The following is a 25478-nucleotide window of genomic DNA, read 5'->3' on the forward strand; positions in this document are numbered from 1 at the left end:
GTCTTCGGGCCTGCCCTTTTCTTTTGTAGCGACATGGTGTTTTTCTGCGCATGAAGCAGATTGAGGTACCCTATGTCGCTGCAAGATATCACTGCCCGCATTGCCAAGGCCGAAACCGCCGCCGGGCGGTCTGCGGGGTCCGTAAAACTGATCGCTGTTTCCAAGGTGCAACCGGATGAGCGTGTGCAGGCCGTTCTACAGCAGGGCCATCGGTGTTTCGGCGAAAATCGGGTGCAAGAAGCCGTCGGCAAATGGCCGCGCTTTACTGAGCAGTTTCCAGATGTTGATCTGCACCTGATTGGACCCTTGCAAACCAACAAGGCCCGTCAGGCGTTTGACTTGTTCAGCACCATCCACTCGGTCGACCGTCCAAAGCTGGCAAAAACGCTGGCGCGGCTGGCGCAGGAAATGGGCACATGCCCGGACCTGTTCATTCAGGTCAATACCGGGGAAGAGGATCAAAAGGCAGGTATCCTGCCCGCTGATGCAGATGCCTTTGTCGCCGAATGTCGTGATCTGGACCTGCCGGTGCAGGGCTTGATGTGTATCCCCCCAATAGATGAGGAACCGTCGCTGCATTTCGCGTTGCTGGCCAAGATCGCAGAACGCAACGGGCTTGATGGTCTTTCGATGGGAATGAGTGGCGATTTCGAACAGGCCATCGCGCTGGGCGCAACCCATGTGCGCGTGGGGTCGGCCATTTTTGGTGAGCGCGTTAAGCCCGGGGAATGATCAGGCGCGTACCCAATGAAACCCGCCCAGCGATCCAGCGCAGGTGATCGCGGCGAAACGCAACACAGCCTTCGGTCGGGTATCCCGGACGCCGCCATTGGTGAATAAAGATCGCCGACCCACGACCCGGCACCGCGTTGGGCCAGTTCCAGTCGGTTATCAGCGCCAGATCATACAATGGATCGGCGCGGCGCAGTTTTTCATGGCTGAAACCGTATGGTGCAGTGACCAGGTTGTTGTAGCGACAGTCGCGGCCATCGTCTGACCAAAGATCGCGCGGGCCGATGGGAATCGCCCAATTGGCAGGACGGGCCATCCGGTCCGGCCGATAGAGCATCCCTACGATGTTATGCACGCCGGCGGGCGTGGCCCCGTCGCCCTCTTGCTTGGCGTTTGTTAAGCCGCCTTTGCCGATCACGCACGGGAACATCCGCCCCGCGAACCGTGTTCCGCGAGGGGTCAGAACCAGATCATCTGGCGTCAAAGCAAATGCCCCGATTTTGCGGCCTTTGTCGCCAGGTAGCCCCGGTTATGGGCCGTTTCGCCGACCTTCAGCGGGACGCGTTCAGCAACGGCAATCCCCGTCTTCTCCATCATCGCGATTTTTGCTGGGTTATTGGTCAGCAGGCGTACCGAGTTGAATCCCAAGGATTTCAAGATATCCGAACCCAGCCGGAAATCCCGTTCGTCATCCTCGAACCCCAGTCGGTGGTTGGCCTCGACCGTATCGAACCCCTGATCTTGCAGGAAATAGGCCCGCATCTTGTTGGCCAGACCAATGCCGCGCCCTTCCTGGTTAAGGTAAAGCAGAACCCCGGCCCCTTCTGCGCCCATCTGCGCAAGCGCGCCCCTCAGTTGCGGACCGCAATCGCATTTCAGGCTGCCCATAAGGTCACCGGTGAAACAGGCCGAATGCAACCTTGCCAGAACCGGTTTGTCGCGCTCTGGGCGGCCGATTTCGACGGCATAGTGTTCCTCGCCCCCGTCTTCGGGGCGGAAGATGTGAAGCCGCCCAGCTTCTGATACTTCCATTGGCAAACGGGCCGCGGCCACCTCGTGCAATTCACTGCGATCAGCCAGATGCGGCGCTGCGCTTGTGTGATCGATACAGGTCAGGCCATGGGTGGCGGCAAAGCTGCGCCCATCCTCGATTGGCACAACAACAGCCGCAGGTAAAAGCCGCGCCGACTTGGCCAATGCAATTGCGATGCGATGCAAGTTGGCATTGCCCTGACGTCGGGTCATCAGAGGACCTTTCATCGGGGCATTCAGGTCGTCCGACGGGTCGGCGACAGCCTGAACCCACGCGATATCCGCATCCATTGGGATGATCACCCGCGCAAGATCGCCATCATAGGCACGCGCCTTGAGCGTCGCGGCCCGGCGCACGGTAACGGCGACGACCGCATCCTCTCCGACGCTGCGCAGGTCCGCAAGCCGCTGCGCACTCAGCGTCTCGGTCGCGATCGCCAGCACACTGAACCCGCTGCCATCGGTCAGGGCAACAGGAACACCCATCCGCAAATCCGCACGGGCCCGCGCCAGCAGTTCTGAGATATCAGGAACAAGGCTCATCAATGGTATCCTGTCACAATCCGGCCTTCCCATATCCTGATCCGGCAATAATGTGAAATAATTCCTCCTCATCAGACACGACCGCGTGAGCGTGTTGCAGCAAACCTTGTTGATTGCATCTTCTGCGCGCAAGTGGTGGAAAAGGTTTGGAGGACCCGACATGGCTCAGCTCAAAAAAATCCTGCTGGTAGATGATGATGAAGACCTGCGCGAGGCGCTAAGTGAGCAGCTTGTGATGACCGAGGATTTCGATGTGTTCGAAGCTCAGGACGGTCAATCCGCGATGGAGCGTGCACGCGAAGCGATCTATGACCTGGTCATTCTGGATGTGGGCCTGCCAGATACCGATGGTCGGGAGTTGTGCCGCCTGATGCGGAAACAGGGTGTCAAAAGCCCGATACTCATGCTGACAGGCCACGACAGTGACGCCGACACCATTCTGGGTCTGGACGCCGGCGCCAACGATTACGTCTCGAAGCCCTTTAAATTCCCGGTCCTGCTGGCCCGTATTCGCGCCCAACTGCGCCAGCACGAGCAGTCAGAGGATGCGGTTTTCGTACTTGGCCCCTACACGTTCAAGCCTGCGATGAAAATGCTGATCACCGAAGAGGATCGCAAAATACGGTTGACTGAGAAAGAAACCAACATCCTCAAGTTCCTGTACCGGTCCGCCGATGGTGTGGTCGCCCGCGACGTTCTGCTGCACGAGGTCTGGGGCTACAATGCGGGTGTCACCACGCACACGTTGGAAACGCACATCTATCGCCTGCGTCAGAAGATCGAGCCCGATCCATCCAACGCTCGCCTTTTGGTCACAGAATCGGGTGGATATCGTTTGGTGTCATAAGTCGTTGTAGATTGACGTGTATCAAAGTGATAATCTGAATGTGTAATTAGTTTACTCCCAACCCGCGCATGTCCGGGTTATGACATGCACCTCCCTGTTGGACTGCCGGGCCCTTGGGCCCGGCCTTTTTTGTGTATGCGCGGACCGTTCTGCCGCGGTGCTTGCTGCGGTAGGAAAAGCTGAAATGACCAAAATTGAATTCACCCGCCTGCCGAATATCGAGGCACAAGAGATTTTGCTCCACATGTCAGACCCGCGCCTGGCGGAACATATGCCTTTGCTGACGGGTACTTGGGGCTTGTCCGATGTGGCTCGTTTTGTCGAAGCCAAGGAACAGTGCTGGTCACGTGATGGCTTGGGGCATTGGGCCATTTTGCACAACGGAAACTATGTCGGTTGGGGCGGGTTTCAGAAAGAAGAGAACGAGTGGGATTATGGGCTGGTTCTTAAACCGGGCTCGTTTGGGCTTGGTGGGCGGATCACCCGGAAAGCACTGGACTTTGCCGTATCGGACCCGCGCATTCCGTTTGTCACGTTTCTGCTGCCGCCATCGCGGACAAAGACCGGAGCCTTGTTAAGACTCGGCGCAGAGTTCATTGGCGAAACGGAGTATGAAGGTGCCCTGTTTCGAAAGTACCGGCTGAACACGGGGTGAAGTCGCCCACCGTTTCGCGATAGTGATGCCATTGTCAGGGTTTTCCGATGGCACCCCGGTCCGCACCGCGCTAGTTTCCGGACAATCGCGACAGAGGATTCCCCGAATATGCCCTTTACCCTTGCCACCTGGAACATCAACTCGGTCCGCTTGCGCGAGCCTATCGTCCTTAAATTGCTGCAGGAAGAGGCTCCGGATGTGTTGTGTTTGCAGGAATGCAAGTCTCCGGTCGACAAGATTCCGACCGAAGGGTTCGCTGCGCTGGGCTACACTCACATGATCGCACGTGGTCAAAAGGGCTATAACGGTGTCGCCATCCTGTCTCGGATTCCGATGGCAGAGGTCGGCGACAAGGACTTTGCAGGTCTTGGCCACGCCCGCCACATCGCAGGGCGGCTGGAGAATGGTGTAACGATCCACAATTTCTACGTCCCGGCGGGCGGCGATGTGCCTGACCGTAAGGTGAATGAGAAATTCGGCCAGAAACTCGATTACCTCACCGATATGCGCGACTGGTTCCATGCCGATAAACCCCAGAAGTCCATTCTGGTCGGTGACCTGAATATTGCCCCGCGCGAGGACGACGTTTGGTCGCACAAACAACTGCTCAAGGTCGTCTCGCACACGCCGATCGAGGTTGAAACGCTGGCCGAAACCCAGGATGCGGGGGGTTGGGTTGACGTAACCCGGCAGGATATTCCCGATGGGCAGCTTTATAGCTGGTGGTCCTATCGCGCGCGCGACTGGGATGCGGCGGACAAGGGGCGGCGGCTGGATCACGTCTGGGCCACGCCTGACATCTCAAACGCCGGTCATTCCAGCCGTGTTCTGCGCGATGCGCGCGGATGGGAGAAGCCGAGTGATCACGCGCCCGTTTTTGCCAGTTTCGACCTGTAATAGCGCAAATCTGCCCTTGGTTTCCGCTGCCAGCGGTTGCATATAAGGCTCTAGTTCGAACCGGAGAGTGAATGCCATGGACCTTCTGAACGCCGCTGCCAGCCCTGACACCACCGATCTGATCAAGGACGGGTCCGAGGCCACGTTTATGGCCGATGTGGTCGAAGCATCGCAGGAAACGCCGGTCATCGTTGATTTCTGGGCGCCTTGGTGCGGCCCATGCAAAACGCTGGGCCCGATGCTGGAAGATGCCGTGACCGCCGCCAAAGGTGCGGTGAAGATGGTCAAGATCAACGTGGACGAGGCGCAGATGATCGCAGGACAATTGCGCATCCAATCGATCCCGACGGTGTATGCCTTTTTCAAGGGCCAACCAGTGGATGGATTTCAGGGCGCACTGCCAGGGTCCGAGATCAAGGCGTTCATCGACCGTGTGATCGAAGCGGCTGGCGGTGAAAGCCCCGGTGGTCAACTGGACGAAGCCGTCGAGGCCGCCGAAGAGATGCTGGCCGCGGGTGCCGCCAGCGACGCCGCGCAAACATTTGCGGCCATTCTGGGCGAAGACCCGAACCATGCGGCGGCTTATGGTGGTTTGGTCCGCGCCCATATTGCGGCCGATGATCTGGAACAGGCCGAGGCGATCCTGAACGGTGCACCGGCCGAGATTTCCACCTCGACCGAGGTTGAGGCGGCACATGCGCAACTGGAACTGGCAAAGCAGGCCGCAGATGCGGGCCCGGTCGCCGATCTGAGCGCTGCGGTCGAGGCCGATCCGGACAACCACCAAGCCCGTTTCGATCTGGCACAGGCCCTGCATGCAAACGGCGACGTTGAAGAAGCCGTTGCTCAGTTGCTGGAGCTTTTCCGCAGGGATCGTGAGTGGAATGACGGCGCTGCGAAGGCGCAGCTGTTTACGATCTTCGACGCGCTAAAGCCCAACGATCCGATTGTTTTGAATGGGCGGCGCAAACTCAGCTCGATGATATTTGCCTAATCTCCGATCAGAGCTAGACTCGGATACATGATGCATCCCGCTGACCTGCCTGAAACGGTGTCCGTTTTTCCATTGCCAGGGGCGCTTTTGCTCCCCCGGTCTCGCCTGCCTCTGCATATTTTTGAGCCGCGCTATCTGCAAATGCTGGACGATGCCTTGAAAACGCAGGAGCGATTGATCGGCATGGTACAACCAAACCCCTGCAAAGGTGATGACACAAAGCTTCACCAGATCGGTTGCGCCGGTCGCGTGACGCAATTTTCGGAAACCGAAGATGGCCGGTACCTCATTACGCTTTCGGGTGTATCGCGGTTCCGTATCCGATCCGAATTGGACGCGTTTACACCATACAGGCGCTGTGAAGTGTCATGGGAAGGGTTTGACCGTGACCTTGGCAGGGCAGAGTCGGACAAGGGCTTTGACCGCTCGAAATTCATGAACCTTCTGGAACGGTTCTTCGCGTCGCGCCAGTTGTCGACCGATTGGGACACGTTGAAAGACGCGGATGACGAACTGCTGGTGAACTCGCTCTCCATGCTGCTGGATTTCGACCCCGAAGAAAAACAGGCGCTTCTTGAGGCGCCTTGCCTTCGTACGCGGCGTGAGACACTGGTGACCCTGATCGAAATTGCCATGCGCGGCGGAACGAACGAGGAAAAGCTTCAATGACCGAGCCTGAACACGCGTTTGATCGACACATGCTTGAGGCTCTGATCTGTCCGCAGACCCATACAACGCTGCACTATGACGCAGAAAAGCAAGAGCTGGTGTCCAAGGCGGCGGGTCTTGCCTTTCCCATTCGCAACGGCATCCCCGTGATGTTAGTGGACGAGGCTCGCGCGCTGGACTAGATTGGGCGGCCCTGTAAAAGCTTAGGCAAGTCCCCGGTCAACCCGGCGGCTTCCCGCACGAAACCGCGCCGTAGCCCAGGCAAAGAGCCTACGATCCCCATCCCGATATCCCGACCCATCCGGAGTATGGGATTGTCGTTGGAAAACAGCTTGTTGAACATATCCGTCGCCATCGCCAGCGCGGCAGTGTCAAAGCGGCGCCACGCCTGATAACGTTCCAGCACCGTGATTGAACCGATATCCTCGCCCCGTCGGCCTGCAAGGGTCAGCACCTCGGCCAGTGCGCCGACATCGCGCAGCCCTGCATTCAAGCCTTGCCCCGCAATAGGGTGCATACCGTGTGCGGCATCTCCGACCAAGGCCAGATGATCCGCGATGAAAGAATTGGCGATGGTCAGGTTCAGCGGATAGGTGAACCGGTCTCCGGCCAGCTTGATCTCGCCCAGAAAATCACCGAACCGGGGCCGCAAGACCTGTAGGTAATCGGCTTCGGACATGGCGTTGATCCGCTCAGCCATTTCTGTCCGCTCGCTCCATACGATGGAACTGCGATTGCCAGTCAGGGGCAGGATGGCCAAAGGGCCGGGGGGCATAAAGAACTGATGTGCGATGCCGTGATGGGGTAGCTCGTGCTCGATGGCGCAGACCAGCGCCGTCTGACCGTAATCCCAGCCGGTGCGCTTGATCCCCGCCCGCGCGGCCGTACCGCTGCGGCGTCCGTCGCAGCCGACCAGCAGATCGCCAGCCAAGGTGCTTCCATCATCCAAGGTCAGCGTAACGCCGTTTGCGTTGCTCTCTTGTGCGACAACCATCTTGCCACTGAGTTCCGTGATGGCCTTTTCCTCGGCCATTGCGTCCAGAAATGCGCGCCGCAGGTGACGGTCTTCTACCATGTAGCCCATCGGGCCTTCTTCGATCTCGGCATGGTCGAAATGCATGAAGAAAGGCGACGGACCTGCCCCGGCGTGCCCGTCAGTGACCTTGATCTCCAACATCGGCAGGGCGTGTTCGGCCACGCGGTCCCAGATCCCGGTCGCATCCAAAAGGCGTTGTGATGCAAGCGCCAACGCATATGAACGCCCGTCAAAGGCCGCATTCTTGCGCACCTTCTCGGCCAGTGCGTCAATCACGGTGACGGAATGCCCCGTCTGCGCCAGGGCCAACGCCAAGGCCGGGCCATTCAGGCCTCCGCCCACGATCAGGATGTCGGGTTTCTTTTCCATGCGGTGCAATATGCGCGCCCATTCGGGATTGTCCATGTGCGGTCCTGTCGCTACCGTCGCCAAAACCAAGAATTGAGGAAAGGGGGCAGGGATGCAGGATTGGCTGACCATGACGGCATGTGATCTGGGTCGGGGCATCGGAATGGGGCGAATCGACCCCGTGGAATTGACCGAGACGTTCCTGTCCGCAATCGACGCGCATCCCCACCGTGACCGGATTTACGCGCGCGTCACCCATAACCGTGCGCGCGCCGAGGCTGCAGCCGCGCAAGAGCGGGCCAAGCTCGGTCTGCGCCTGTCTCTGCTGGATGGCGTGCCAATCAGTTGGAAAGACTTGTTCGATACCGCCGGCATAGCGACCGAGGCGGGTTCTGCCCTGTTAAAAGGCCGCGTACCGCAGGCTGACGCAGTCGTGTTGCGCAATGCCACTGCCATGGGCGCGGTCTGTCTGGGCAAAACGCATATGAGCGAGTTGGCTTTTTCCGGTTTGGGCCTGAACCCGATTACCGAAACACCGCCTTGTATTGACGATGAAAAGGCCGTTCCCGGCGGGTCATCCTCGGGCGCGGCGGCATCGGTCGCATGGGGGCTGGCTGCGGGCGGTATTGGATCGGACACTGGGGGTTCGGTGCGCATTCCGGCGGCTTGGAACAATCTGGTCGGGCTAAAGACCACCTCGGGTCGGATCAGTCTGGAAGGGGTTGTCCCTTTGTGCCTCCGCTTTGACACTGTTGGCCCGCTAGCCCGGTCGGTCGAGGACGCGGCGCATATGCTGGCTCTGCTTGAAGGAAACAGCCCCGCAGACCTGCGAGGCGCCAACCTGAAAGGCCGCCGTTTCGCTGATTTGCAGAATATCGCAAAAGATGACCTGCGCGATGCACCGCGCGCAGCCTATAACGCGTCGCTGGAGCGTCTGCGCGATGCCGGAGCCCAGATCGTACCAATCGAAGTCCCCGAACTGAACGAAGCGATGGGTCTTTCTGGCATTCTTTACACGACCGAAGCCTACGGATTGTGGCGCGATGTGATCGAGGCCAACCCTGACGCGATGTATCCCGAGATATTAGAGCGTTTTCGTGCCGGAAAAAACGCCGCGGGTCCCGATTATGTTGCCGCTTGGTCCACGCTCAAGACGTGCCGTGCCGCTTGGGATGCGGCCACGGCCGGCTTTGACGCTGTTCTGGCCCCCACCGCGCCGATCTTGCCGCCGAATCTTGAAAGGTTACTGAGTGATCACGACTATTACGTCACCGAAAACCTGTTGGCGCTGCGCAACACGCGGATCGGGAATCTCATGGGTCTGGCCGCGCTAAGCCTGCCGACAGGCACCCCCGGATGTGGGCTTATGATGTTGGGCTATCCAGGTTCGGAAGAGGCGCTTTTGCGTCTTGGTTCTGCGGTCGAAACAGCATTGGCCTGAATGCCACAATCCCCTGAATCGGCACCTCTTTGTCTGGACGAAGCAGGGTGCGGTCTGTAATCTTCTAAAAAAACGGGGCGAAATGACCCCGATATTGAGGCAGTAGTTATGAATTTTCCCGAGCGGTTTTCGAACCTACCGGAATATGCATTCCCACGTCTGCGCACCCTGTTGGACCACCATCAACCGGGCGGAGACGTGATTCACATGACCATCGGCGCGCCGATGCATGATTTCCCATCCTGGGTAACGGACGTGATCATGGAAAACGCAGCGGGATTTCAGGGCTACCCTCCGAACGAAGGGACGGCCGACCTGCGCAACGCGATCACTGACTGGATTGGCCGCCGCTATGGCGTGACCATGGACCCTGAGACCAATGTGATGGCCCTGAACGGCACGCGCGAGGGGCTGTACAATGCCGCTATGGCGCTCTGCCCCGAACAGAAAAATGGGCAAAAACCGGTTATCCTATGCCCGAACCCGTTTTATCAGGTGTACATGGTCGCCTCGATCTCGGTCGGGGCTGAACCCGTTTTTGTGCCCGCCACGGCCGCAACCGGTCATTTGCCGGACTATGCAAGCCTTCCCGATGATGTTTTGAACCGCACCGTCGCGGCTTACATCTGTTCACCGGCCAACCCGCAGGGCGCTGTTGCGTCGCGTGACTATTGGGCCGAATTGATCAGTTTGGCCGAGAAGTTCGATTTCCGGATTTTTGCCGACGAATGCTATTCCGAAATCTATCGCGACAAAGCACCCACCGGTGCGCTGACCGTCGCGCAGGAACTGGGGGCAGATCCCGAGCGGATCACGCTTTTCAACTCGCTGTCGAAAAGATCGAACCTGGCCGGCTTGCGCTCGGGCCTGATTGCGGGTGGCCCTGAGACGATCAAACGGGTCAAGCAGTTGCGCAACTATGCAGGCGCACCCTTGCCGGCGCCGTTGCAGGCGGCGGCGGCACGTGTCTGGGCTGACGAAGAGCATGTCGCCGAGAACCGCGCGCTCTATCAAGAGAAATACGCGATTGCCGATGAGGTGTTTGCGAATGTTCAAGGCTATATGCCGCCAGAGGCCGGGTTTTTCCTTTGGTTGCCGGTCGATAACGGCGAAGAAACCGCATTGAAGCTGTGGCAGCAAACCGGTGTTCGGGTCCTGCCGGGCGCTTATCTTTCCCAAGGTGATCCGGGGCAGAACCCGGGCGAACAATTCATAAGGGCTGCCCTGGTGGCCCCAAAAACAGAGTTGCAGCAAGGGCTGATCAAGCTCCGCGACTGCATCTATTCGTGAGGTACGAGGGCAAAATGGCATCATACAACGCGCGCAAACGCGATCCATTGTTGGACAGCACGACCCAGGCGGCGATTGAGCGACGCAGCAAAGAGCTGATCGGGATCGCGCTGATCCTGCTGGGGTTGGCCTCGGCCGCGATGATCTGGTCCTACACGCCCGATGATCCGAACTGGATGGTTTCGACCGACGCGCCGGTGCAGAACTGGATGGGTCGGATCGGCGCATCGATCGCGGCGCCCCTGTTCATGATCGTGGGCTGGGGCAGTTGGGGCATCGCGCTGGTGCTGATCGGTTGGGGTGCGCGCTTTACCGGCCATTTTGGTGAGGATCGCGCGGTCAACTGTCTGATCTTCGCGCCGATCTGGATTGCCGTTGTGTCCGTTTACGCGGCGACGCTGGTGCCGGGTGAGGCGTGGCGCGCCACCCATAGCTATGGCCTGGGTGGGCTGTTTGGCGACACCGTAATGGGTGCATTGCTGACCCTGCTGCCGCTTTCTTCACATTTTATGGTCAAGCTGATGTCGCTGGCTATGGCGGTCGGGATGTTGGCGCTTGGTGTTTTTGTGCTGGGTTTCACCAAATCCGACGTGCGCAAGGGGTTCCGCGCCTTCCTGTTGGGCTTGGTGATGTCTTACGACATGCTGATGAACGTAATGGGTCGAGGGGCGGCTGCGACCGCACAGGCCGCCCGTGATCGTCGCGCACAATGGGATGAACGCAAGGCGGCACGGGCCGAAGCCGCCGAAGCCCTGTTTGACGATGACATGGCCTATGCCGACCCGATCTTTGAAGACCCTGAGTATCCCGAGCCCGAGCCTGCAAAGCCGGGGCTTCTGGCACGGATGCCCAGCCTGATCCGTCGTCCCGACCCGATGCCCGAACCTGAGTTGATTGATCAAGACCCGGTTGCCGGTTTCGATGAAATGCCGGGTGAGGATCGCATTCGGTCCAAGATATCTGCCGCCGTTCGCAATCGTAAAGTGGCTACCGGAGAGATGACGCCCGAGCCTGATCCGAACCTGCCGCTGACCAAGGGGCGGGGTCGGGGACCTGACCCATTGATCCTGAACCCAAGGGGCTCAGGTGAACTACCGCCCGAACCGCCTGTGACTGCCGCGGGTTTGCCGCCCGAACCCATGCTGACTGCGACCCCTGACCCTGAATGGCAGGAGCCATTGCATGATGACTTTGCGCCCGAGCCGTATGACCACGACGATAACGTGTTCGAAGACGCACCAGAACCGGAACCTCAGCCGCGCCCGGCGATGAAAATCCCGGTGGCCGAGCCGCGCAAGCCGGTCGTCGCGCAGCCTGTGCGCCGCACGCCGCCGCCCTCGCGCCGGGCTCAGGCCGAGGCGCAGCCGGCATTGTCCTTTGAAGAAAGGCATTCGGATTTCGAACTGCCGCCGCTGGGTCTTTTGTCCAATCCGGCCAGTATTCAGCGCCATCACCTGAGCGATGAGGCACTGGAAGAAAACGCGCGGATGCTGGAAAACGTTCTGGATGATTACGGCGTAAAGGGTGAGATCGTCAGCGTCCGCCCCGGCCCGGTTGTCACGATGTACGAATTGGAGCCAGCCCCGGGGTTGAAAGCCAGCCGCGTGATCGGCTTGGCCGATGATATTGCGCGGTCCATGTCAGCCCTTTCGGCACGGGTTTCGACCTTGCCGGGACGTTCGGTGATCGGCATCGAACTGCCAAACGAAAACCGCGAGATGGTGGTGCTGCGCGAGATCTTGGCCAGCCGAGATTTCGGTGATGGCAACCAAGCACTGCCGCTGGCACTGGGAAAAGATATCGGTGGCGAATCTGTCGTAGCCAACTTGGCCAAGATGCCTCACCTATTGATCGCGGGAACGACTGGTTCGGGTAAGTCGGTGGCGATCAACACGATGATCCTGTCGCTGCTGTACAAGCTGACACCGGATGAATGCCGCCTGATCATGATCGACCCGAAGATGCTTGAACTGTCGGTATATGACGGAATCCCCCATCTGCTGTCACCCGTTGTGACCGACCCGAAAAAGGCGGTTGTGGCCCTGAAATGGGTCGTGGGCGAGATGGAGGACCGCTATCGCAAGATGTCCAAGATGGGCGTGCGCAACATTGCTGGCTACAACGGTCGAGTGAAGGATGCGTTGGCCAAGGGCGAGATGTTCAGCCGGACGGTCCAGACCGGGTTTGACGAGGAAACCGGTGAACCGATGTTCGAAACCGAGGAATTCGCGCCCGAGGCGATGCCCTACATCGTCGTGATCGTCGATGAGATGGCCGACCTCATGATGGTTGCCGGCAAAGAGATCGAAGCCTGCATTCAGCGTCTGGCACAAATGGCGCGAGCCTCGGGCATTCACCTGATTATGGCGACGCAGCGCCCCTCGGTCGACGTGATCACCGGCACGATCAAGGCGAACTTCCCGACCCGGATTTCGTTCCAGGTGACGTCGAAAGTCGACAGCCGTACTATTCTGGGCGAAATGGGCGCTGAGCAGCTTTTGGGGCAGGGCGACATGCTGTACATGGCGGGTGGCGCCAAAATCACCCGCTGCCACGGGCCGTTTGTTTCGGATGAAGAGGTTGAGGAAATCGTCAACCACCTGAAACAGTTCGGCCCACCGGATTACGTCGGCAGCGTTCTGGATGGACCTGCAGAAGACAAGGCTGATAATATCGACGCCGTTCTGGGGCTGAACACCGGTGGCAACACCAATGGTGAGGACGCGCTCTATGACCAGGCGGTGGCGATTGTGATCAAGGATCGCAAATGCTCGACCTCTTACATCCAGCGGAAACTTGCCATTGGCTATAACAAAGCTGCGCGGCTTGTTGAGCAGATGGAAGACGAAGGCGTTGTTTCGTCAGCAAATCACGTCGGTAAGCGGGAAATCCTCGTCCCCGAGCAATAGGATATTTAATAACAAGGGCAGAGCGCATATCTGTGGGGCATGAAACAGATTGCGTTTGCCCTTGCCTTCGTCATTGCCGCGCCAGCCACCTGGGCTGCCGACAAGTTGCCCTTGTCACAAATCTCTGACTATCTGAACGGCCTGAAAGCCGTTGAGACAACGTTCACGCAGGTTAACGATGATGGCTCGTTAAGTACTGGAAAGCTGTGGCTTCAACGGCCCGGTAAGATGCGGTTCGAGTATGACCCGCCAAACAGCGCTGTTGTTTTGGCAAATACTGGAACCGTGAAAATATTCGACCCGAAGTCGAATCAACCACCGGAGCAATACCCTTTGAAACGAACGCCCCTGTCACTGGTGTTGGCGCGCAATGTGAATCTGGGGCAGGCGAACATGGTGGTGGGTCATGATTTCGATGGCACTGCTACGGTTGTCACCGCTCAGGACCCGAAGAACCCTGAAACTGGACGGATTGAGCTCATGTTCACCGATAACCCGATTGAGCTGCGCAAGTGGGTTATTCATGACAATGCAGGCAGCCAGACAACCGTTCTGTTAGGACAGTTGAACACTGGTCCGAACCTGAGCCGGGATCTGTTCTCATCTTCAAAACGAAGCGGGTCAAACAATCGCTGACCCGCGTGGTTTTTAGTGGCGGCACCCAGCCAGTTGCGCCTGATACAGCTTGGCGCGCGCATCTACGTCATTGGCGACATTCAGCAGCCAGGTCTTGCTGTAGTGGCTGCCCCTGGCATAACCCGAGTGACCCTCATGATAGGCGAGGTACTGGTTACGCGTGTCACTGGGGTGGATACCATTCCGCGTGTAGCTTTTGTTCATGTACCAGCCGATGAAGTCCGACGCATCGCGAATACGGTCACGCTTGGCCCGGCGTTTGCCGGTTTCTTTCTGGTATTCTTCCCAAGTACCATCCAACGCCTGACTAAAGCCATATGCGCTGCTCTGACGGCCCATCGGGATTACGCCCAGAACGTATTGGTGCGGCGTGCGTGCGTCATGCCGATAGCGACTTTCCTGATAAATCGTCGCCATCTGAACGTGAACGGGGATGCCCCATTTGCGCTCAGTGTTTTTGAAGGCCTTTATGAATTCGGGCCGTTCACGCGCAATGCTGCACGCGTCATTCAGTTTGCTGGGCGGCTGCTTGGAGCCGGACCCGCAGGATGCCAAAAGCAGCACCCCGAAGAGTACTAAAAGAATTCTGCTCATTTGCCTCAAGCCTTTTTTCTTTATTCTAGCGTAAATTGACGTTTTAGGAAATCACATTCGTTACAGAATAATAGCTAGAATTAAGGGCATTGCGCCTATTGAAAGGGCAGTCGAGACCAAGACCATCCCAGCGACGGCATCGGAATCGGCCTCAAACCGCTCGGCCAACAGGTATGAGGTCACGGCCACCGGCGTGCAGGCTTGTAGCACCAGAACTCCGAAGGCCACGGCATCCAGACTGAACACATGTGCAACAGCCCACCCGATAACGAAGCAGATCGCCAGCTTCAAAAATGAAAGCCAAACCGCCTGACCCAAGCGATGCGTTGTCAAGCGTGCCACCGCAACGCCCAGAGTGATCAACATCAGGGGAACGGCCATCTGCCCTAACAGATCCAGTGTGTTGGTTAGGAACACAGGCGTTTCCCAGCCGCGCCACAGAAACAAGGCACCCAACAGGGTCGCCCAGACAATCGGTTCGCGTACGACTTTTCCGAACGCGCCTTTGCCAGCCACCAGATAAATGCCGTAAGTGAATGAAAACAAAGCAGTAGTCGACAGGAAGATGACGGCATAGCCCAGTCCGGCCTGACCAAACGCAAACAGGCACAAAGGTAGGCCAAGGTTGCCTGTATTCCCGAAGATCAGTGGCGAGAGGTAGGTGCGCTGCTCAAGCCTCAGCCCGCGTGCAATCACCCAGAATACCCCCGCCATCGCCAGATGTGCTGCAACGGTTGCAACGGTGAAGCGAGAAAGATCTTCCCCCGGAATATCTGTTTTCATCAGCGCTACAAAGATCAGACTAGGCACCGCAAGGGTCATGGCAAAGCGCGTGACGAATTGCAGTCGGTACTCAAACCCGAGCTTGACCCACGCAAAACCGATTCCCGCCAGAAGAAAAACCGGCGCTACGATTTCGAAGACTGTTGGCAAGAGGTTCACAGACTGTTTCCCTAAATTTCAGATCAATCATTGGCATTTCGGCCCGGAAACAGGTAGTAAGACCAGTGGGGGCACAGATAATGCTGAAGACAAACGCCAAATACGGTTTGGGACAGGTGGTCCGCCATAAGAAACATCCCTTCCGAGGGGTGATTTTTGATGTCGATCCAGAGTTTTCGAATACGGAAGAATGGTATCAGGCCATCCCCGAGGATAGCCGACCTGTGAAAGACCAGCCGTTTTATCACTTGCTGGCAGAAAACGATCAATCGTTCTATGTCGCTTATGTTTCTGAACAAAATCTGGTTGCGGATCAGTCCGGCGAACCGGTTGAACATCCAGATATTCCGGATATGTTCGGCCCTTTTGAAAATGGCGCATATCCGCTCCACTTTCATTTGAACTGAAACCGTACGGTCAACCGCTGGATTTTTAATACCCAAGCGCACATCCGTCTTTCCGCGGATCGCTTGCACCCTGCAAAACACCGCTTTCACAGATTCGAATTGCTTGCGCACCGCCTAACGGTGTTTCCGATACTTGAATATTGTGACCAATCTCACTCAATTGTTGAGCAACCTTGGGCGAAATTCCGCGCTCAAGCTTCAAAAAGCCTTTGTCGAAAAACGCGCGCGGTCCATCGATGCTGGCCTGTAGGCCCATGCCGTGGTCGGTCAGGTTGGACACGAACCGCGAGTGGCCGGTGGGCTGATAGGCGCCGCCCATTACACCAAACGGCATAAGAACGCGCCCATCTTGCTTTAGCAATCCAGGAATGATCGTGTGCATTGGCCGTTTGCGACCGCCCAGTTCATTCGGATGACCAGCTTGCAGGGTAAAGCCCGACCCCCGGTTCTGCATCAGAATGCCATATTTTTCGGACGCGATCCCCGACCCGAAGCTGTGGAAAATGGAATATATCAGCGACACCGCCATCCGGTCCCGGTCTACGACGGTGATGTACACCGTATCCTTATGCACGGATTCAGTAAGAGGGGCTGCTGCAGCCATGGCCCGCTTCGGATCAATCAGCGCGGCAAGGCGGTCAGCCACTTCCTGATCCATGAAACGATCTGCATGCGTCGTGTGGTCGGGGTCCGCAATGAACCGGTTGCGCGCATCGTAGGCAAGCTTCGAGGCCTCGGTCTCAATATGCAATCGCTCCACCCCGAACGGATCCATGCTGGCAAGGTCAAAGCTTTTGAGAATGTTCAGCAGCAGAATGGCTGTGGCCCCTTGGCCGTTAGGTGGATGCTCAACCAGTTCCAGACCGTTATAGTTGCCACTGACGGGCTTTGTTTTGGTACAAGCTGTGGCCTGAAAATCATCGGCTGTGTGGACGCCTCCGAGTTGGTTCAGCGTCGCGATCATGTCATCGGCGATTTCACCGGAATAAAAGGCATCGCGCCCATCCCGCGCGATCCGACGCAAAACCTCTGCCTGACCGGGAGACTGGAAAACCTGCCCGGTTTCCAGCGCCTTGTCATTGATCAGATAATGGGACCGTGCTGCACCTTGCAGAGTCGAAGCGCCAATTTGCCAGTCAAAGGCAACCCTCGGGGCAACCGGCACGCCGTTTTCGGCATAGTGAATGGCGGGCTGTAGCATGGCATCCAGCCCCAGCTTGCCCTCGGCCTGCGCCAAGTGGCAGAAGGCATCCACGGCACCGGGGACAGTCACTGCATCAGCCGTATTCAGCGGGACTGCTTCCAGCCCTTGCGCCCGAAGTTTTTCAGCATCGGCAGCAGCCGGCGCACGGCCCGAGCCGTTCAGGGCGCATACCTCATCCTCACCCGCGCGGTTGAAAAGAACGAAACAGTCACCGCCAAGCCCCGTCATCTGAGGTTCGCAAATGCCCAGCAGAACTGCACCGGCGATTGCGGCATCCATAGCGTTTCCACCTTGGGCAAGAATGTCCAAAGCCACCTTGGCCGCCAACGGGTGCGACGTCGCGCACATCCCTTCGGTGGCCAGAACTTCAGACCGGCCCGGTGTTTGAAAATCCCGCATGGTGATGTCCCCCCGATTCAACGCGCCGAACCTATCGCGCGGCCCGGGGTTGTCCAGTAAAATCAATGGGAAATTCCTCGGCGCCGTTCACTGGGTGGGGGCTGTGACACATGGCGCCGAGGGAAGCTATCTGAGCTACGATTTCCTTTTTGCCCTGCGTTTGCGGCGTCACAATGGTTCGATCTGGGCCTTATTGTGGCGATTTGTGGTCATTATACGGTTTGAATGAAGTCAAAGCGTAACGACAGTTGGTTGCGCCCGTTGCTACGCTCATAGCGGATTTCGCTGGTCAGTTCGTGGATCAGAAACCAGCCAAACCCCCCTTCGGGCAGTTCACTCAGTGCTGATCCAAGCGGGGCGAGGATGCCGTCCGGTATACATAGCCCAGGCAACGGGTTGCCGGTGTCTGTGATCAGAACATCCAGCCAGGTCTTGTGCAGTTGGCAACGAACCTCGATTTTGGCAGGGGCGAGGCCAGTATAGGCATGCTCGACAACGTTGTTGATCGCTTCGGCCAGAGCAATTTTAACGTCGCCCGCGTAAGGGGCCGGAAGACCTTGCGCCTCCAGGCCTCGGCTTATTCGAGCGACCCCGGCGCTGGCCTTCGACTGGGTCGCTAGGAAGCTCAAATCCAAACACTTGCCGGTTTGCATAGGCATCGCGCCTTTTCAGATAAACAAAGGCGTCAGTCCGTTGCGGCTGACAGGGCGTCATCAAGCGTTGGGTACAGTTTGAACACTGTATCCATGCGAGTGAGTCGAAAGACCTTTTCGACAAAGGGTTGAAGGCCGGCCAGATCCAGCCTGCGGTCGCTGCCAAGCTGCTTCATCGAGGCGACAATCGCGCCCAGCCCGCTTGAGTCGATGAACTCGACATTCGTCAGATCGAGAACAACCCTGGGGGCACCACTTTCCGCTTCACCCCGCATGTTTTCCTTAAATTGAATTGCCATGGCCGCATCAATGCGGTCGCAATGCACCTTGATGATCTGGGTTGCGTCGTTTGTTGTGCTGGTCAGGGCCATGCGCGACGGTCCTTTAATCTGAAGGTTGCTAGTAGAAATACGCTAGACGACAATTCTTACCATTCGGTATCCATCGACTGGCAAAACAGGAGAAGCATCGTGAAACAGGTCGTTATTGCCGGCGCAGCACGGACGCCCATGGGTGGGTTTCAAGGAGTTTTTGACGGCGTCGCCGCATCCGAGTTGGGCGGTACCGCGATAAAGGCGGCGCTCAAGGGCGCTGGCGCAGAAACCGTTGACGAAGTTTTGATGGGATGCGTCCTGCCTGCGGGGCTGGGTCAAGCACCTGCGCGACAGGCCGGGTTTGCGGCCGGTCTGGGGGAAGAAGTGCCTGCGACAACGCTAAACAAGATGTGTGGATCAGGCATGAAGGCCGCGATGATGGCCTTTGATCAGATCGCGTTGGGCCATGCGGACATCATGGTGGCAGGTGGCATGGAAAGCATGACCAATGCCCCGTACCTGTTGCCCAAAATGCGTGGCGGTGCGCGGATCGGGCATGGTCAGGTCGTGGATCATATGTTCCTGGATGGGCTCGAGGATGCTTACGACAAGGGCCGCCTGATGGGAACCTTTGCCGAGGACTGCGCCGAGGCCTATCAGTTCACCCGTGAGGCACAGGACGAATACGCGCTGCAATCTCTGTCGAACGCGCTGTCGGCGCAGGAAAGCGGTGCTTTTGAGGATGAAATAACTCCGGTCACGACCCGCACGCGCAAGGGCGACGTTACATTCGCGGAAGATGAACAGCCAAAATCCGCACGGCCAGAGAAAATTCCGACGCTGAAGCCAGCGTTTCGCAAGGATGGGACGGTGACGGCGGCCAATTCGTCGTCAATTTCTGACGGTGCAGCGGCCTTGGTTCTTGCCTCGGCCGAGGCGGCGGAGGCGCAAGGCCTGACCGTGCGCGCCCGGATCGTTGGCCATGCCAGTCACGCCCAGGCGCCAGGCTTGTTCACGACCGCTCCGGTTCCGGCAGCGCAGAAGCTGTTGTCGAATATCGGCTGGTCCAAAGAGGATGTTGATTTGTGGGAAGTGAACGAGGCTTTTGCCGTGGTGCCCATGGCGTTCATGCACGAGATGGGGCTGCCCCGCGACAAGGTGAACGTAAATGGCGGTGCCTGCGCGCTGGGCCATCCAATCGGCGCTTCGGGCACACGGATCATGGTGACGCTTCTCAATGCGTTGGAAAAGCGAAACCTCAAACGCGGTGTGGCCGCCATCTGCATCGGTGGAGGAGAAGGCACGGCCATTGCCATTGAACGGGTTTGACCCCCTGTCCTTTTCCGCATAGTGCGGGGCAAATTTCCTGCAATGAGCACGACCATGACCACTGACTACGACGCCCTGGCGAAAACCATATCTGCGCTGACCGAAGGTGAAACAGATCAGGTTGCCTTGATGGCAACTGTTGCGTGCGAGGTTCACCATGCAGATGACCGGTTCGACTGGACCGGGTTTTATCGCGTTACCGAACCGGGGGTGTTGAAGATCGGCCCCTACCAAGGGGGTCATGGCTGCCTTGTCATCCCCTTTGACCGGGGCGTTTGCGGCGCGGCAGCGCGCACGGGCGAGGTACAACTGGTTCCGGACGTAGATGCTTTTCCGGGCCATATTGCCTGCGCCTCGTCCACCCGGTCCGAGATTGTTCTACCGGTACGCAACGCGCAAGGAGAGATAATCGCCGTCTTCGACATCGACAGTGACCAACCGGACGCGTTCACCGAAACGGACGCGTCTGCCCTGTCTTCAATCCTGACAGACGTTTTCGCAAGATAGGCTCGACCGGGGTCAAGCCCCGTTCGAGATCGGTAAAGCCGGAGTTTTCTGTCAGGTTCCCAGTACCTTGGCTTTCTGAGCGGCGAATTCTTCATCCGTCAGGTGGCCTTTTTCCTTGAGGCTCGCAAGCCGCTCAATCTCATCCGCAGCAGATACGGATGCGACCGATCGGATATAATCCTTCTGAGCCTCTTCAATCTGGTTCATTGTCTCAACGCTGTGTTGATGCATCTTGTCGCCGCGCACGATGAGATAGCACAGGACGCCCAACCATGGGATCAGGATCACGAAGGCAATCCAGAGCGCCTTGCCGCCTCCGCTCAGGTCTTTTGAGCGAAAGACATCGGCGACAACCGATATCATCACCCAGAACCAGGCGACCATCAGGAACAGCCAGAAGATCGACCAGACTACGTCAAAGAAACCAAGCCCGTTTTCCATTTTTGTCCAATCCTTTAAATAACTTTTCGAATATCCCTACGCTCAGAGATCACGCGATTGTAACAGGCAGGTCGCGCGTTGGTTAGAAAATTCTTTGGGTGCGGTGCGCGGCTTACAACGATGTGGGCAGGGTTTCGGATACAATCAGGTAAACCATAGCCGCCTGAACCGAGAAGATCCCGAACAGCCAGATCGAAAACCCGCGCTTGCGTGTCTTGTGCCGGAACATCCAACGTCCAAGCACCGCGCCGGGGCTGCCGCCAAGCGCGGCCAGCCAAAGCAAGCGGCGTTCCGGGACGCGGCGCTTTCGACGTTTCGCGCGGGTCTTATCCCAACCAAAGGCCAGCAGAGTCAGGGTGTTAATCGCCCATAGGTACATCACTGCAATCCACATAAACGCGGCATAGCAAGCGGAGCGGCTGGCGCAAATGAAAAAACCCTTGGAAATTTCATGATTCTGCGACATCGTGAAAAATGTGATGCGAATTTCACAAGGTGCCGCCCAGCGATGAACAGCCAAGCCCCCCATAGCGCCACACTTGGAGCCGATATTCGCGCTCTGCGCAAAGCGCGCGGGCTGACATTGACCGAGATTGCGACGCGATTGAATCGCTCGGTAGGGTGGCTCAGTCAGGTTGAGCGAGACATGTCGAACCCTTCAATCTCGGATCTGCGCCAGATTGCCGAATGTCTGGGCGTTCCGATGTCGATGCTTTTTGCGCATTCCGCAGTGCCAGCTGACGAGCAGGGCTATGTCGTCCGCGCGGGAACGCGCCGGCCTATGGGGTCCGGTGACGAGGGATTGATCGAAGAACTGCTCTCACCCGACCTGACCGATGATTTTGAGGTGGTACATTCCACGTTCGAGCCACGGTCCAAGATGCAGAAACCGGCCAACAGACCAACGCAAGAGGTCGGCTATGTCATTTCGGGCCGGTTGGATCTGACCATCGGGTCCCGACAGTTCACGGTAGGCGCGGGCGACAGTTTCCGTATCAAGCACGAACCCTATCAATGGGCCAACCCCTATGATGAGCCTGCCCTGGCCATCTGGGTCATCGCGCCACCGGTGTATTGATGAGTTTCGAGGCCTGGACCATATTCGCGCTTTTCTGGGTGGTGTTCGTGACCACTCCGGGTCCGAATGCGGTCAATTGTATCTCGAACGGTATGAGCCTGTCTTTTCCCAAAGCGATGCTTGGGGTCTTGGCGATCCTGACTCAGGCCAGCGCGTTCCTGATCCTGTCGGCGCTGGGCATCACTGCACTGATCGCGGCGTCTCCGACCGGATTTTTCATTGCCAAGCTGGTGGGCGCGGGATTTCTGATATGGGTCGGTGTGCGCGGTTGGGTAAACGCGACCAAGCCCGCCCCGGCCCGCGAACGACCCGCGCGGCATGTCTATCTGCATGCGCTGGCGGTAGCCACGATCAACCCCAAAAGCGTGGCCGGATACCTTGCGGCCTTTTCCCAGTTCGTTCAACCAGACGTGCCGGTATGGCAGCAGATGGGGGTGATCATGCCCACTGCGCTGATCATCACGACGCTCAGCTACACGGGCTTCACCCTGCTGGGCGCGCTGATGGGCAAGGCCGCGTTGGGGGCTGTGTTCAACATCTGGGTCCGCCGGGTCATGGCGGCCTGTTTCATTATTTACGGCGTGTTGCTGGGGGCCAGCTCCACGCCCACAACAACTAGGGGATAACGACATGCAAACTGGCTCATGTCTTTGCGGCAAGGTTGCGTTCACGATTGAAGGGGACCTCACCCCGCCTAACGCGTGTCACTGTGGTCAGTGCCGCAGGCAATCAGGGCATCTGTGGGCCTCGACCGTGACGCATGAGGACAACCTGAGTTTCACTGCGCAAGAGACACTGGGCTGGTATCATGCGTCTGACATCGCCAAGCGTGGTTTTTGCAGCGCGTGCGGTTCGTTCCTGTTCTGGCAGCACAACGATGAGGACACGATCGCGATCTCCGTGGGCTCATTGGACGAACCCACGGGATTAAAACTCGCCCAGCATATCTTTGTGGCCGACAAAGGCGACTACTACGACATCATGGACGACCTGCCCCAACGGGCCCAGTAACAGGGAACAAGACCAATGAGCGATTTTCCGAAAAAGGCCCGCGTGGTTATCATCGGTGGCGGTGTTGTGGGGGCTTCCTCGCTGTACCATCTGGCCAAGAAGGGCTGGACCGATTGCGTTTTGCTTGAAAAGAACGAGTTGACCGCCGGTTCAACCTGGCACGCAGCGGGCAACGTCCCGACCTTTTCAACCTCATGGGCGATCATGAACATGCAGCGCTATTCGACCGAGCTGTATGCGCGGCTGGGCGAAGAGGTTGATTATCCGATGAACTACCACCAATCCGGCTCGATCCGACTGGCGCATAGCAAAGAGCGGATGCAGGAATTTGAGCGCGCCATGTCCATGGGCCGCTATCAGGGTATCCCGATGGAGATGTGGACCCCGGAAGAGGCCAAAGAGCGCTATCCGTTCCTTGAAACCCATGATCTGGAGGGCGTGCTCTACGACCCGACCGATGGTGATATCGACCCGGCGCAGCTGACGCAGGCATTGGCGAAGGGTGCCCGGGACATGGGTCAGAAGATCATCCGTTTTTGCCCGGCAACCGGCGTAACTCAGCACGATGACGGCACTTGGACTGTTCATACTGACAAGGGCGATATTGACTGTGATTACGTGGTCAATGCCGCCGGCTACTACGCGCAGCGCGTGGGTGAGTGGTTCAAGCCCTTCGGCGGCCGTACCGTTCCCGCGATGGTGATGAGCCACCAGTACCTGCTGACCGATGAGATCCCCGAGGTTGAAGCGTGGTCTAAGGAAAACGGCGGTAAGAAGCTGCCTCTGCTGAGAGACGTTGATATCTCTTACTATCTCCGACAGGAGAAGCACGGCTTCAACCTCGGCCCCTATGAGCCCAACTGCAAGGGCCACTGGATGACCGAAGATGATCCCATGCCCGATGATTTCAGCTTCCAGCTTTGGAACGACGATCTCGACCGCATCGAAGACATCGTCACTGACGCGATGGAGCGGGTGCCATTGATGGCTACCTCGGGCGTGGGCCGCGTAATTAACGGCCCGATTCCATACGCGCCGGACGGTCTGCCGCTGATCGGCCCCATGCCGGGCGTGAAGAATGCGTTTGAGGCCCACACGTTCACTTTCGGTATCGCGCAAGGCGGCGGGGCCGGCAAGGTGCTAGCCGAATGGATCGTCGATGGCCACACCGAGTGGGATATGTGGGCGGTCGATCCGCGCCGCTATACCGATTACACCGATCAGGATTACTGCAACCAAAAGGGAATGGAGGTCTATGGCAACGAATACGCCATGCACTTCCCCCACCATGAATGGCCCGCCGCGCGGGACAAGAAACTGTCACCCGTACATGAAAAGGTCAAAGCGCTGGGCGGTGTAATGGGTGCCTATAACGGCTGGGAGCGCGCCAACTGGTTCGCCAAGCCGGGCGACGACACATCGCTTGAGGCCACACATACCTGGGGTCGCTCGGGCCCGTGGGCGCAGCGCATCAAAGAAGAATGTGAAACCGTGCGAGACGACTGTGGCGTGCTGGACCTGCCGGGGTTTTCGCGGTTCAAAATACAAGGTCCGGGCGCGGACGATTGGCTGCGGAGTCTTGTAACGGGCGCGCTGCCCAAGGTTGGTCGCGTCGGGTTGGTATATTTCGCTGATGAACGAGGTCGCATCCTTACGGAAATGTCTGTGACGCGTGAGGCCGAAAACCTTTTCGTGTTGGTGACTGCGGCCACGGCGCAATGGCATGACCGCGAATGGCTGGAACGCAACATGCCCGCAGACGCGGCCTTTACGCTGGAGGATTGGACGACGCGGATGAGCACACTGATCGTGACCGGCCCAAAGTCGCGCGAGGTGCTCAGCAAGGTTTGCGAGGCAGATCTTTCGCTCCCATGGCTCAGCTTTCAGGAGAGTGAAATCAAAGGTGGTTGGGTTGCGCTTTTACGCGTGTCATTCGCAGGTGAGCTAGGGTGGGAGGTTCATGCAGAAAACGCGGATATGCCTGCCATTTATGACGCGATCCTTGAGGCCGGGGCCAAGCCTTTTGGCATGTACGCCCTGAACTCACTGCGCATCGAAAAGGGATATCGCGCGTGGAAGGGCGATCTTTCGACCGACTATTCGCTGCTCGAAGGTGGTCTGGAGCGGTTCGTCAAGCTTGATAAGCCGCAGGATTTTCCGGGTAAGGCTGCGATCCTGAACGAAAAACAGCAGGGTGTGAAAAAGTCTTTTGTCACCCTGACCGTGGATGCAGGTGACTGCGACGCGCCATACATGTCGTGTATCTGGCAAGGTGACCAGATTGTGGGTGAGACGACCTCGGGCGCTTGGGGGTACCGTGTCGGCAAGTCCATCGCGTTGGGAATGATCAAGGCTGAACTGGCAAATCCGGGCACCGAGCTTGAGGTCGAAATCTACGGGCAAAAGCACCGTGCCGTGGTAGAAAAAGACCAGCCGCTTTGGGATCCTGAAAACCAGCGGCTTCGCGCCTGACAGGAAACTGCCTTTAGCAAACCATACGCATGATGGGACCCGACCTGGGTCCCATTTATAACCGGAAGACTGACCAAACCCTATTACAAGGTTTCGGG

The 25478-nt window shown here is 58.0% G+C and carries 28 protein-coding genes; 18 read left to right on the forward strand and 10 right to left on the reverse strand.

The window, feature by feature from the left end; genetic code table 11:
* The first annotated feature begins 72 nt into the window (after positions 1 to 72).
* On the forward strand, positions 73 to 732 hold the full coding sequence (locus ACXAET_RS14875) for a YggS family pyridoxal phosphate-dependent enzyme (protein ID WP_475186706.1): 660 nt from the start codon (positions 73 to 75) through the stop codon (positions 730 to 732).
* Here ACXAET_RS14875 and ACXAET_RS14880 read toward each other — a convergent pair.
* Both ACXAET_RS14880 and ribA read right to left on the reverse strand, forming a co-directional pair.
* A complete protein-coding gene (locus ACXAET_RS14880) occupies positions 716 to 1216 on the reverse strand; it encodes a L,D-transpeptidase family protein (protein ID WP_475186711.1) in 501 nt (166 codons plus the stop codon). The two genes, ACXAET_RS14875 and ACXAET_RS14880, sit on opposite strands and share 17 nt — an antisense overlap.
* On the reverse strand, positions 1213 to 2307 hold the full coding sequence (gene ribA / locus ACXAET_RS14885; protein WP_475186715.1) for a GTP cyclohydrolase II: 1095 nt from the start codon (positions 2305 to 2307) through the stop codon (positions 1213 to 1215). Before ribA ends, ACXAET_RS14880 begins: the two co-directional genes overlap by 4 nt.
* Before the next feature lie 160 nt (positions 2308 to 2467).
* Between ribA and ACXAET_RS14890 the strand changes: the two genes are divergently transcribed.
* The 6 genes from ACXAET_RS14890 (at position 2468) to ACXAET_RS14915 (ending at position 6551) form a co-directional block, all read left to right on the forward strand.
* On the forward strand, positions 2468 to 3154 hold the full coding sequence (locus ACXAET_RS14890) for a response regulator transcription factor (protein WP_068337060.1): 687 nt from the start codon (positions 2468 to 2470) through the stop codon (positions 3152 to 3154).
* Positions 3155 to 3338: 184 nt separating this feature from the next.
* On the forward strand, positions 3339 to 3809 hold the full coding sequence (locus tag ACXAET_RS14895) for a GNAT family N-acetyltransferase (RefSeq protein WP_475186720.1): 471 nt from the start codon (positions 3339 to 3341) through the stop codon (positions 3807 to 3809).
* A 108-nt stretch (positions 3810 to 3917) separates the two neighbouring features.
* Complete coding sequence (locus ACXAET_RS14900) at positions 3918 to 4706, forward strand: exodeoxyribonuclease III (protein ID WP_475186725.1); 789 nt, start codon at positions 3918 to 3920, stop codon at positions 4704 to 4706.
* A 76-nt stretch (positions 4707 to 4782) separates the two neighbouring features.
* Entirely contained in the window at positions 4783 to 5700 is a 918-nt protein-coding gene (trxA, locus tag ACXAET_RS14905) for a thioredoxin (RefSeq protein ID WP_475186730.1), read from the forward strand.
* Between the two features lie 27 nt (positions 5701 to 5727).
* On the forward strand, positions 5728 to 6369 hold the full coding sequence (locus tag ACXAET_RS14910; RefSeq protein WP_475186733.1) for an LON peptidase substrate-binding domain-containing protein: 642 nt from the start codon (positions 5728 to 5730) through the stop codon (positions 6367 to 6369).
* On the forward strand, positions 6366 to 6551 hold the full coding sequence (locus ACXAET_RS14915; protein WP_068337074.1) for a Trm112 family protein: 186 nt from the start codon (positions 6366 to 6368) through the stop codon (positions 6549 to 6551). The genes ACXAET_RS14910 and ACXAET_RS14915 overlap by 4 nt, the downstream gene beginning before the upstream one ends.
* On the opposite strand, the gene ACXAET_RS14920 is transcribed toward ACXAET_RS14915, so the two are convergent.
* Entirely contained in the window at positions 6548 to 7810 is a 1263-nt protein-coding gene (locus ACXAET_RS14920; RefSeq protein ID WP_475186736.1) for an FAD-dependent monooxygenase, read from the reverse strand. The two genes, ACXAET_RS14915 and ACXAET_RS14920, sit on opposite strands and share 4 nt — an antisense overlap.
* 55 nt (positions 7811 to 7865) lie before the next feature.
* Here ACXAET_RS14920 and ACXAET_RS14925 point away from each other — a divergent pair, with 55 nt between their 5' ends.
* The 4 genes from ACXAET_RS14925 (at position 7866) to ACXAET_RS14940 (ending at position 14029) form a co-directional block, all read left to right on the forward strand.
* Entirely contained in the window at positions 7866 to 9194 is a 1329-nt protein-coding gene (locus ACXAET_RS14925) for an amidase (RefSeq protein WP_475186739.1), read from the forward strand.
* Positions 9195 to 9302: 108 nt separating this feature from the next.
* A complete protein-coding gene (locus tag ACXAET_RS14930) occupies positions 9303 to 10484 on the forward strand; it encodes an aminotransferase class I/II-fold pyridoxal phosphate-dependent enzyme (protein ID WP_475186741.1) in 1182 nt (393 codons plus the stop codon).
* A gap of 14 nt (positions 10485 to 10498) precedes the next feature.
* The gene (locus ACXAET_RS14935; protein WP_475186745.1) at positions 10499 to 13393 is read left to right on the forward strand and encodes a DNA translocase FtsK; all 2895 of its coding nucleotides are present in this window, start codon (positions 10499 to 10501) and stop codon (positions 13391 to 13393) included.
* A 39-nt stretch (positions 13394 to 13432) separates the two neighbouring features.
* A complete protein-coding gene (locus ACXAET_RS14940) occupies positions 13433 to 14029 on the forward strand; it encodes a LolA family protein (protein ID WP_475186749.1) in 597 nt (198 codons plus the stop codon).
* Between the two features lie 12 nt (positions 14030 to 14041).
* Here ACXAET_RS14940 and ACXAET_RS14945 read toward each other — a convergent pair whose 3' ends face one another.
* Positions 14042 to 14623, reverse strand: a complete 582-nt coding sequence (locus tag ACXAET_RS14945) for a transglycosylase SLT domain-containing protein (RefSeq protein WP_475186753.1) — start codon at positions 14621 to 14623, stop codon at positions 14042 to 14044.
* Between the two features lie 60 nt (positions 14624 to 14683).
* Complete coding sequence (locus tag ACXAET_RS14950; protein ID WP_475186755.1) at positions 14684 to 15565, reverse strand: AEC family transporter; 882 nt, start codon at positions 15563 to 15565, stop codon at positions 14684 to 14686.
* An 80-nt stretch (positions 15566 to 15645) separates the two neighbouring features.
* On the opposite strand from ACXAET_RS14950, the gene hspQ reads away from it, so the two are divergent.
* The gene (gene hspQ / locus ACXAET_RS14955) at positions 15646 to 15972 is read left to right on the forward strand and encodes a heat shock protein HspQ (RefSeq protein ID WP_068337094.1); all 327 of its coding nucleotides are present in this window, start codon (positions 15646 to 15648) and stop codon (positions 15970 to 15972) included.
* Between the two features lie 25 nt (positions 15973 to 15997).
* On the opposite strand, the gene ACXAET_RS14960 is transcribed toward hspQ, so the two are convergent.
* The 3 genes from ACXAET_RS14960 to ACXAET_RS14970 form a co-directional block, all read right to left on the reverse strand.
* On the reverse strand, positions 15998 to 17575 hold the full coding sequence (locus tag ACXAET_RS14960; protein WP_475186759.1) for a gamma-glutamyltransferase family protein: 1578 nt from the start codon (positions 17573 to 17575) through the stop codon (positions 15998 to 16000).
* A gap of 212 nt (positions 17576 to 17787) precedes the next feature.
* Positions 17788 to 18234, reverse strand: coding sequence for an ATP-binding protein (locus tag ACXAET_RS14965; protein WP_475186762.1), 447 nt, complete (start codon positions 18232 to 18234; stop codon positions 17788 to 17790).
* A gap of 26 nt (positions 18235 to 18260) precedes the next feature.
* Positions 18261 to 18599, reverse strand: a complete 339-nt coding sequence (locus tag ACXAET_RS14970; RefSeq protein WP_224890971.1) for an STAS domain-containing protein — start codon at positions 18597 to 18599, stop codon at positions 18261 to 18263.
* 99 nt (positions 18600 to 18698) lie between these two features.
* Between ACXAET_RS14970 and ACXAET_RS14975 the strand changes: the two genes are divergently transcribed.
* Both ACXAET_RS14975 and ACXAET_RS14980 read left to right on the forward strand, forming a co-directional pair.
* On the forward strand, positions 18699 to 19871 hold the full coding sequence (locus ACXAET_RS14975; protein WP_475186765.1) for a thiolase family protein: 1173 nt from the start codon (positions 18699 to 18701) through the stop codon (positions 19869 to 19871).
* 54 nt (positions 19872 to 19925) lie between these two features.
* A complete protein-coding gene (locus ACXAET_RS14980) occupies positions 19926 to 20378 on the forward strand; it encodes a GAF domain-containing protein (protein ID WP_475186768.1) in 453 nt (150 codons plus the stop codon).
* A 51-nt stretch (positions 20379 to 20429) separates the two neighbouring features.
* Here ACXAET_RS14980 and ACXAET_RS14985 read toward each other — a convergent pair whose 3' ends face one another.
* Both ACXAET_RS14985 and ACXAET_RS14990 read right to left on the reverse strand, forming a co-directional pair.
* Entirely contained in the window at positions 20430 to 20819 is a 390-nt protein-coding gene (locus tag ACXAET_RS14985; protein WP_068337109.1) for an SHOCT domain-containing protein, read from the reverse strand.
* 112 nt (positions 20820 to 20931) lie between these two features.
* Entirely contained in the window at positions 20932 to 21213 is a 282-nt protein-coding gene (locus ACXAET_RS14990) for a DUF1294 domain-containing protein (protein ID WP_475186773.1), read from the reverse strand.
* 114 nt (positions 21214 to 21327) lie between these two features.
* Here ACXAET_RS14990 and ACXAET_RS14995 point away from each other — a divergent pair, with 114 nt between their 5' ends.
* Genes ACXAET_RS14995 through ACXAET_RS15010 form a run of 4 tightly spaced genes read left to right on the forward strand, consistent with a single transcriptional unit; the run spans position 21328 to position 25380 of the window.
* Positions 21328 to 21897, forward strand: a complete 570-nt coding sequence (locus ACXAET_RS14995; protein ID WP_475186775.1) for a helix-turn-helix domain-containing protein — start codon at positions 21328 to 21330, stop codon at positions 21895 to 21897.
* Positions 21897 to 22523 (forward strand): LysE family translocator, encoded by a 627-nt coding sequence (locus tag ACXAET_RS15000; protein ID WP_475186779.1) that lies wholly within the window; start codon positions 21897 to 21899, stop codon positions 22521 to 22523. Before ACXAET_RS14995 ends, ACXAET_RS15000 begins: the two co-directional genes overlap by 1 nt.
* Positions 22524 to 22527: 4 nt before the next feature.
* Positions 22528 to 22908: a GFA family protein gene (locus ACXAET_RS15005; RefSeq protein ID WP_475186781.1), complete on the forward strand. Its 381-nt coding sequence runs from the start codon at positions 22528 to 22530 to the stop codon at positions 22906 to 22908.
* 15 nt (positions 22909 to 22923) lie between these two features.
* A complete protein-coding gene (locus ACXAET_RS15010; protein ID WP_475186783.1) occupies positions 22924 to 25380 on the forward strand; it encodes a GcvT family protein in 2457 nt (818 codons plus the stop codon).
* Positions 25381 to 25478: the final 98 nt, after the last annotated feature.

It is taken from the genome of Ruegeria sp. AWH4_226 (genome assembly GCF_056159225.1).

What these genes read in the sequence shown, in the direction of transcription:
- ACXAET_RS14875 (WP_475186706.1), top strand. Translation starts at nt 73, where the DNA reads ATGTCGCTGCAAGATATCACTGCCCGCATTGCCAAGGCCGAAACCGCC.
- ribA (WP_475186715.1), bottom strand. Translation starts at nt 2,307, where the DNA reads ATGAGCCTTGTTCCTGATATCTCAGAACTGCTGGCGCGGGCCCGTGCG.
- ACXAET_RS14890 (WP_068337060.1), top strand. Translation starts at nt 2,468, where the DNA reads ATGGCTCAGCTCAAAAAAATCCTGCTGGTAGATGATGATGAAGACCTG.
- ACXAET_RS14895 (WP_475186720.1), top strand. Translation starts at nt 3,339, where the DNA reads ATGACCAAAATTGAATTCACCCGCCTGCCGAATATCGAGGCACAAGAG.
- ACXAET_RS14900 (WP_475186725.1), top strand. Translation starts at nt 3,918, where the DNA reads ATGCCCTTTACCCTTGCCACCTGGAACATCAACTCGGTCCGCTTGCGC.
- trxA (WP_475186730.1), top strand. Translation starts at nt 4,783, where the DNA reads ATGGACCTTCTGAACGCCGCTGCCAGCCCTGACACCACCGATCTGATC.
- ACXAET_RS14910 (WP_475186733.1), top strand. Translation starts at nt 5,728, where the DNA reads ATGATGCATCCCGCTGACCTGCCTGAAACGGTGTCCGTTTTTCCATTG.
- ACXAET_RS14915 (WP_068337074.1), top strand. Translation starts at nt 6,366, where the DNA reads ATGACCGAGCCTGAACACGCGTTTGATCGACACATGCTTGAGGCTCTG.
- ACXAET_RS14920 (WP_475186736.1), bottom strand. Translation starts at nt 7,810, where the DNA reads ATGGACAATCCCGAATGGGCGCGCATATTGCACCGCATGGAAAAGAAA.
- ACXAET_RS14925 (WP_475186739.1), top strand. Translation starts at nt 7,866, where the DNA reads ATGCAGGATTGGCTGACCATGACGGCATGTGATCTGGGTCGGGGCATC.
- ACXAET_RS14930 (WP_475186741.1), top strand. Translation starts at nt 9,303, where the DNA reads ATGAATTTTCCCGAGCGGTTTTCGAACCTACCGGAATATGCATTCCCA.
- ACXAET_RS14935 (WP_475186745.1), top strand. Translation starts at nt 10,499, where the DNA reads ATGGCATCATACAACGCGCGCAAACGCGATCCATTGTTGGACAGCACG.
- ACXAET_RS14940 (WP_475186749.1), top strand. Translation starts at nt 13,433, where the DNA reads ATGAAACAGATTGCGTTTGCCCTTGCCTTCGTCATTGCCGCGCCAGCC.
- ACXAET_RS14945 (WP_475186753.1), bottom strand. Translation starts at nt 14,623, where the DNA reads ATGAGCAGAATTCTTTTAGTACTCTTCGGGGTGCTGCTTTTGGCATCC.
- hspQ (WP_068337094.1), top strand. Translation starts at nt 15,646, where the DNA reads ATGCTGAAGACAAACGCCAAATACGGTTTGGGACAGGTGGTCCGCCAT.
- ACXAET_RS14960 (WP_475186759.1), bottom strand. Translation starts at nt 17,575, where the DNA reads ATGCGGGATTTTCAAACACCGGGCCGGTCTGAAGTTCTGGCCACCGAA.
- ACXAET_RS14965 (WP_475186762.1), bottom strand. Translation starts at nt 18,234, where the DNA reads ATGCCTATGCAAACCGGCAAGTGTTTGGATTTGAGCTTCCTAGCGACC.
- ACXAET_RS14970 (WP_224890971.1), bottom strand. Translation starts at nt 18,599, where the DNA reads ATGGCCCTGACCAGCACAACAAACGACGCAACCCAGATCATCAAGGTG.
- ACXAET_RS14980 (WP_475186768.1), top strand. Translation starts at nt 19,926, where the DNA reads ATGACCACTGACTACGACGCCCTGGCGAAAACCATATCTGCGCTGACC.
- ACXAET_RS14985 (WP_068337109.1), bottom strand. Translation starts at nt 20,819, where the DNA reads ATGGAAAACGGGCTTGGTTTCTTTGACGTAGTCTGGTCGATCTTCTGG.
- ACXAET_RS14990 (WP_475186773.1), bottom strand. Translation starts at nt 21,213, where the DNA reads ATGTGGATTGCAGTGATGTACCTATGGGCGATTAACACCCTGACTCTG.
- ACXAET_RS14995 (WP_475186775.1), top strand. Translation starts at nt 21,328, where the DNA reads ATGAACAGCCAAGCCCCCCATAGCGCCACACTTGGAGCCGATATTCGC.
- ACXAET_RS15000 (WP_475186779.1), top strand. Translation starts at nt 21,897, where the DNA reads ATGAGTTTCGAGGCCTGGACCATATTCGCGCTTTTCTGGGTGGTGTTC.
- ACXAET_RS15005 (WP_475186781.1), top strand. Translation starts at nt 22,528, where the DNA reads ATGCAAACTGGCTCATGTCTTTGCGGCAAGGTTGCGTTCACGATTGAA.
- ACXAET_RS15010 (WP_475186783.1), top strand. Translation starts at nt 22,924, where the DNA reads ATGAGCGATTTTCCGAAAAAGGCCCGCGTGGTTATCATCGGTGGCGGT.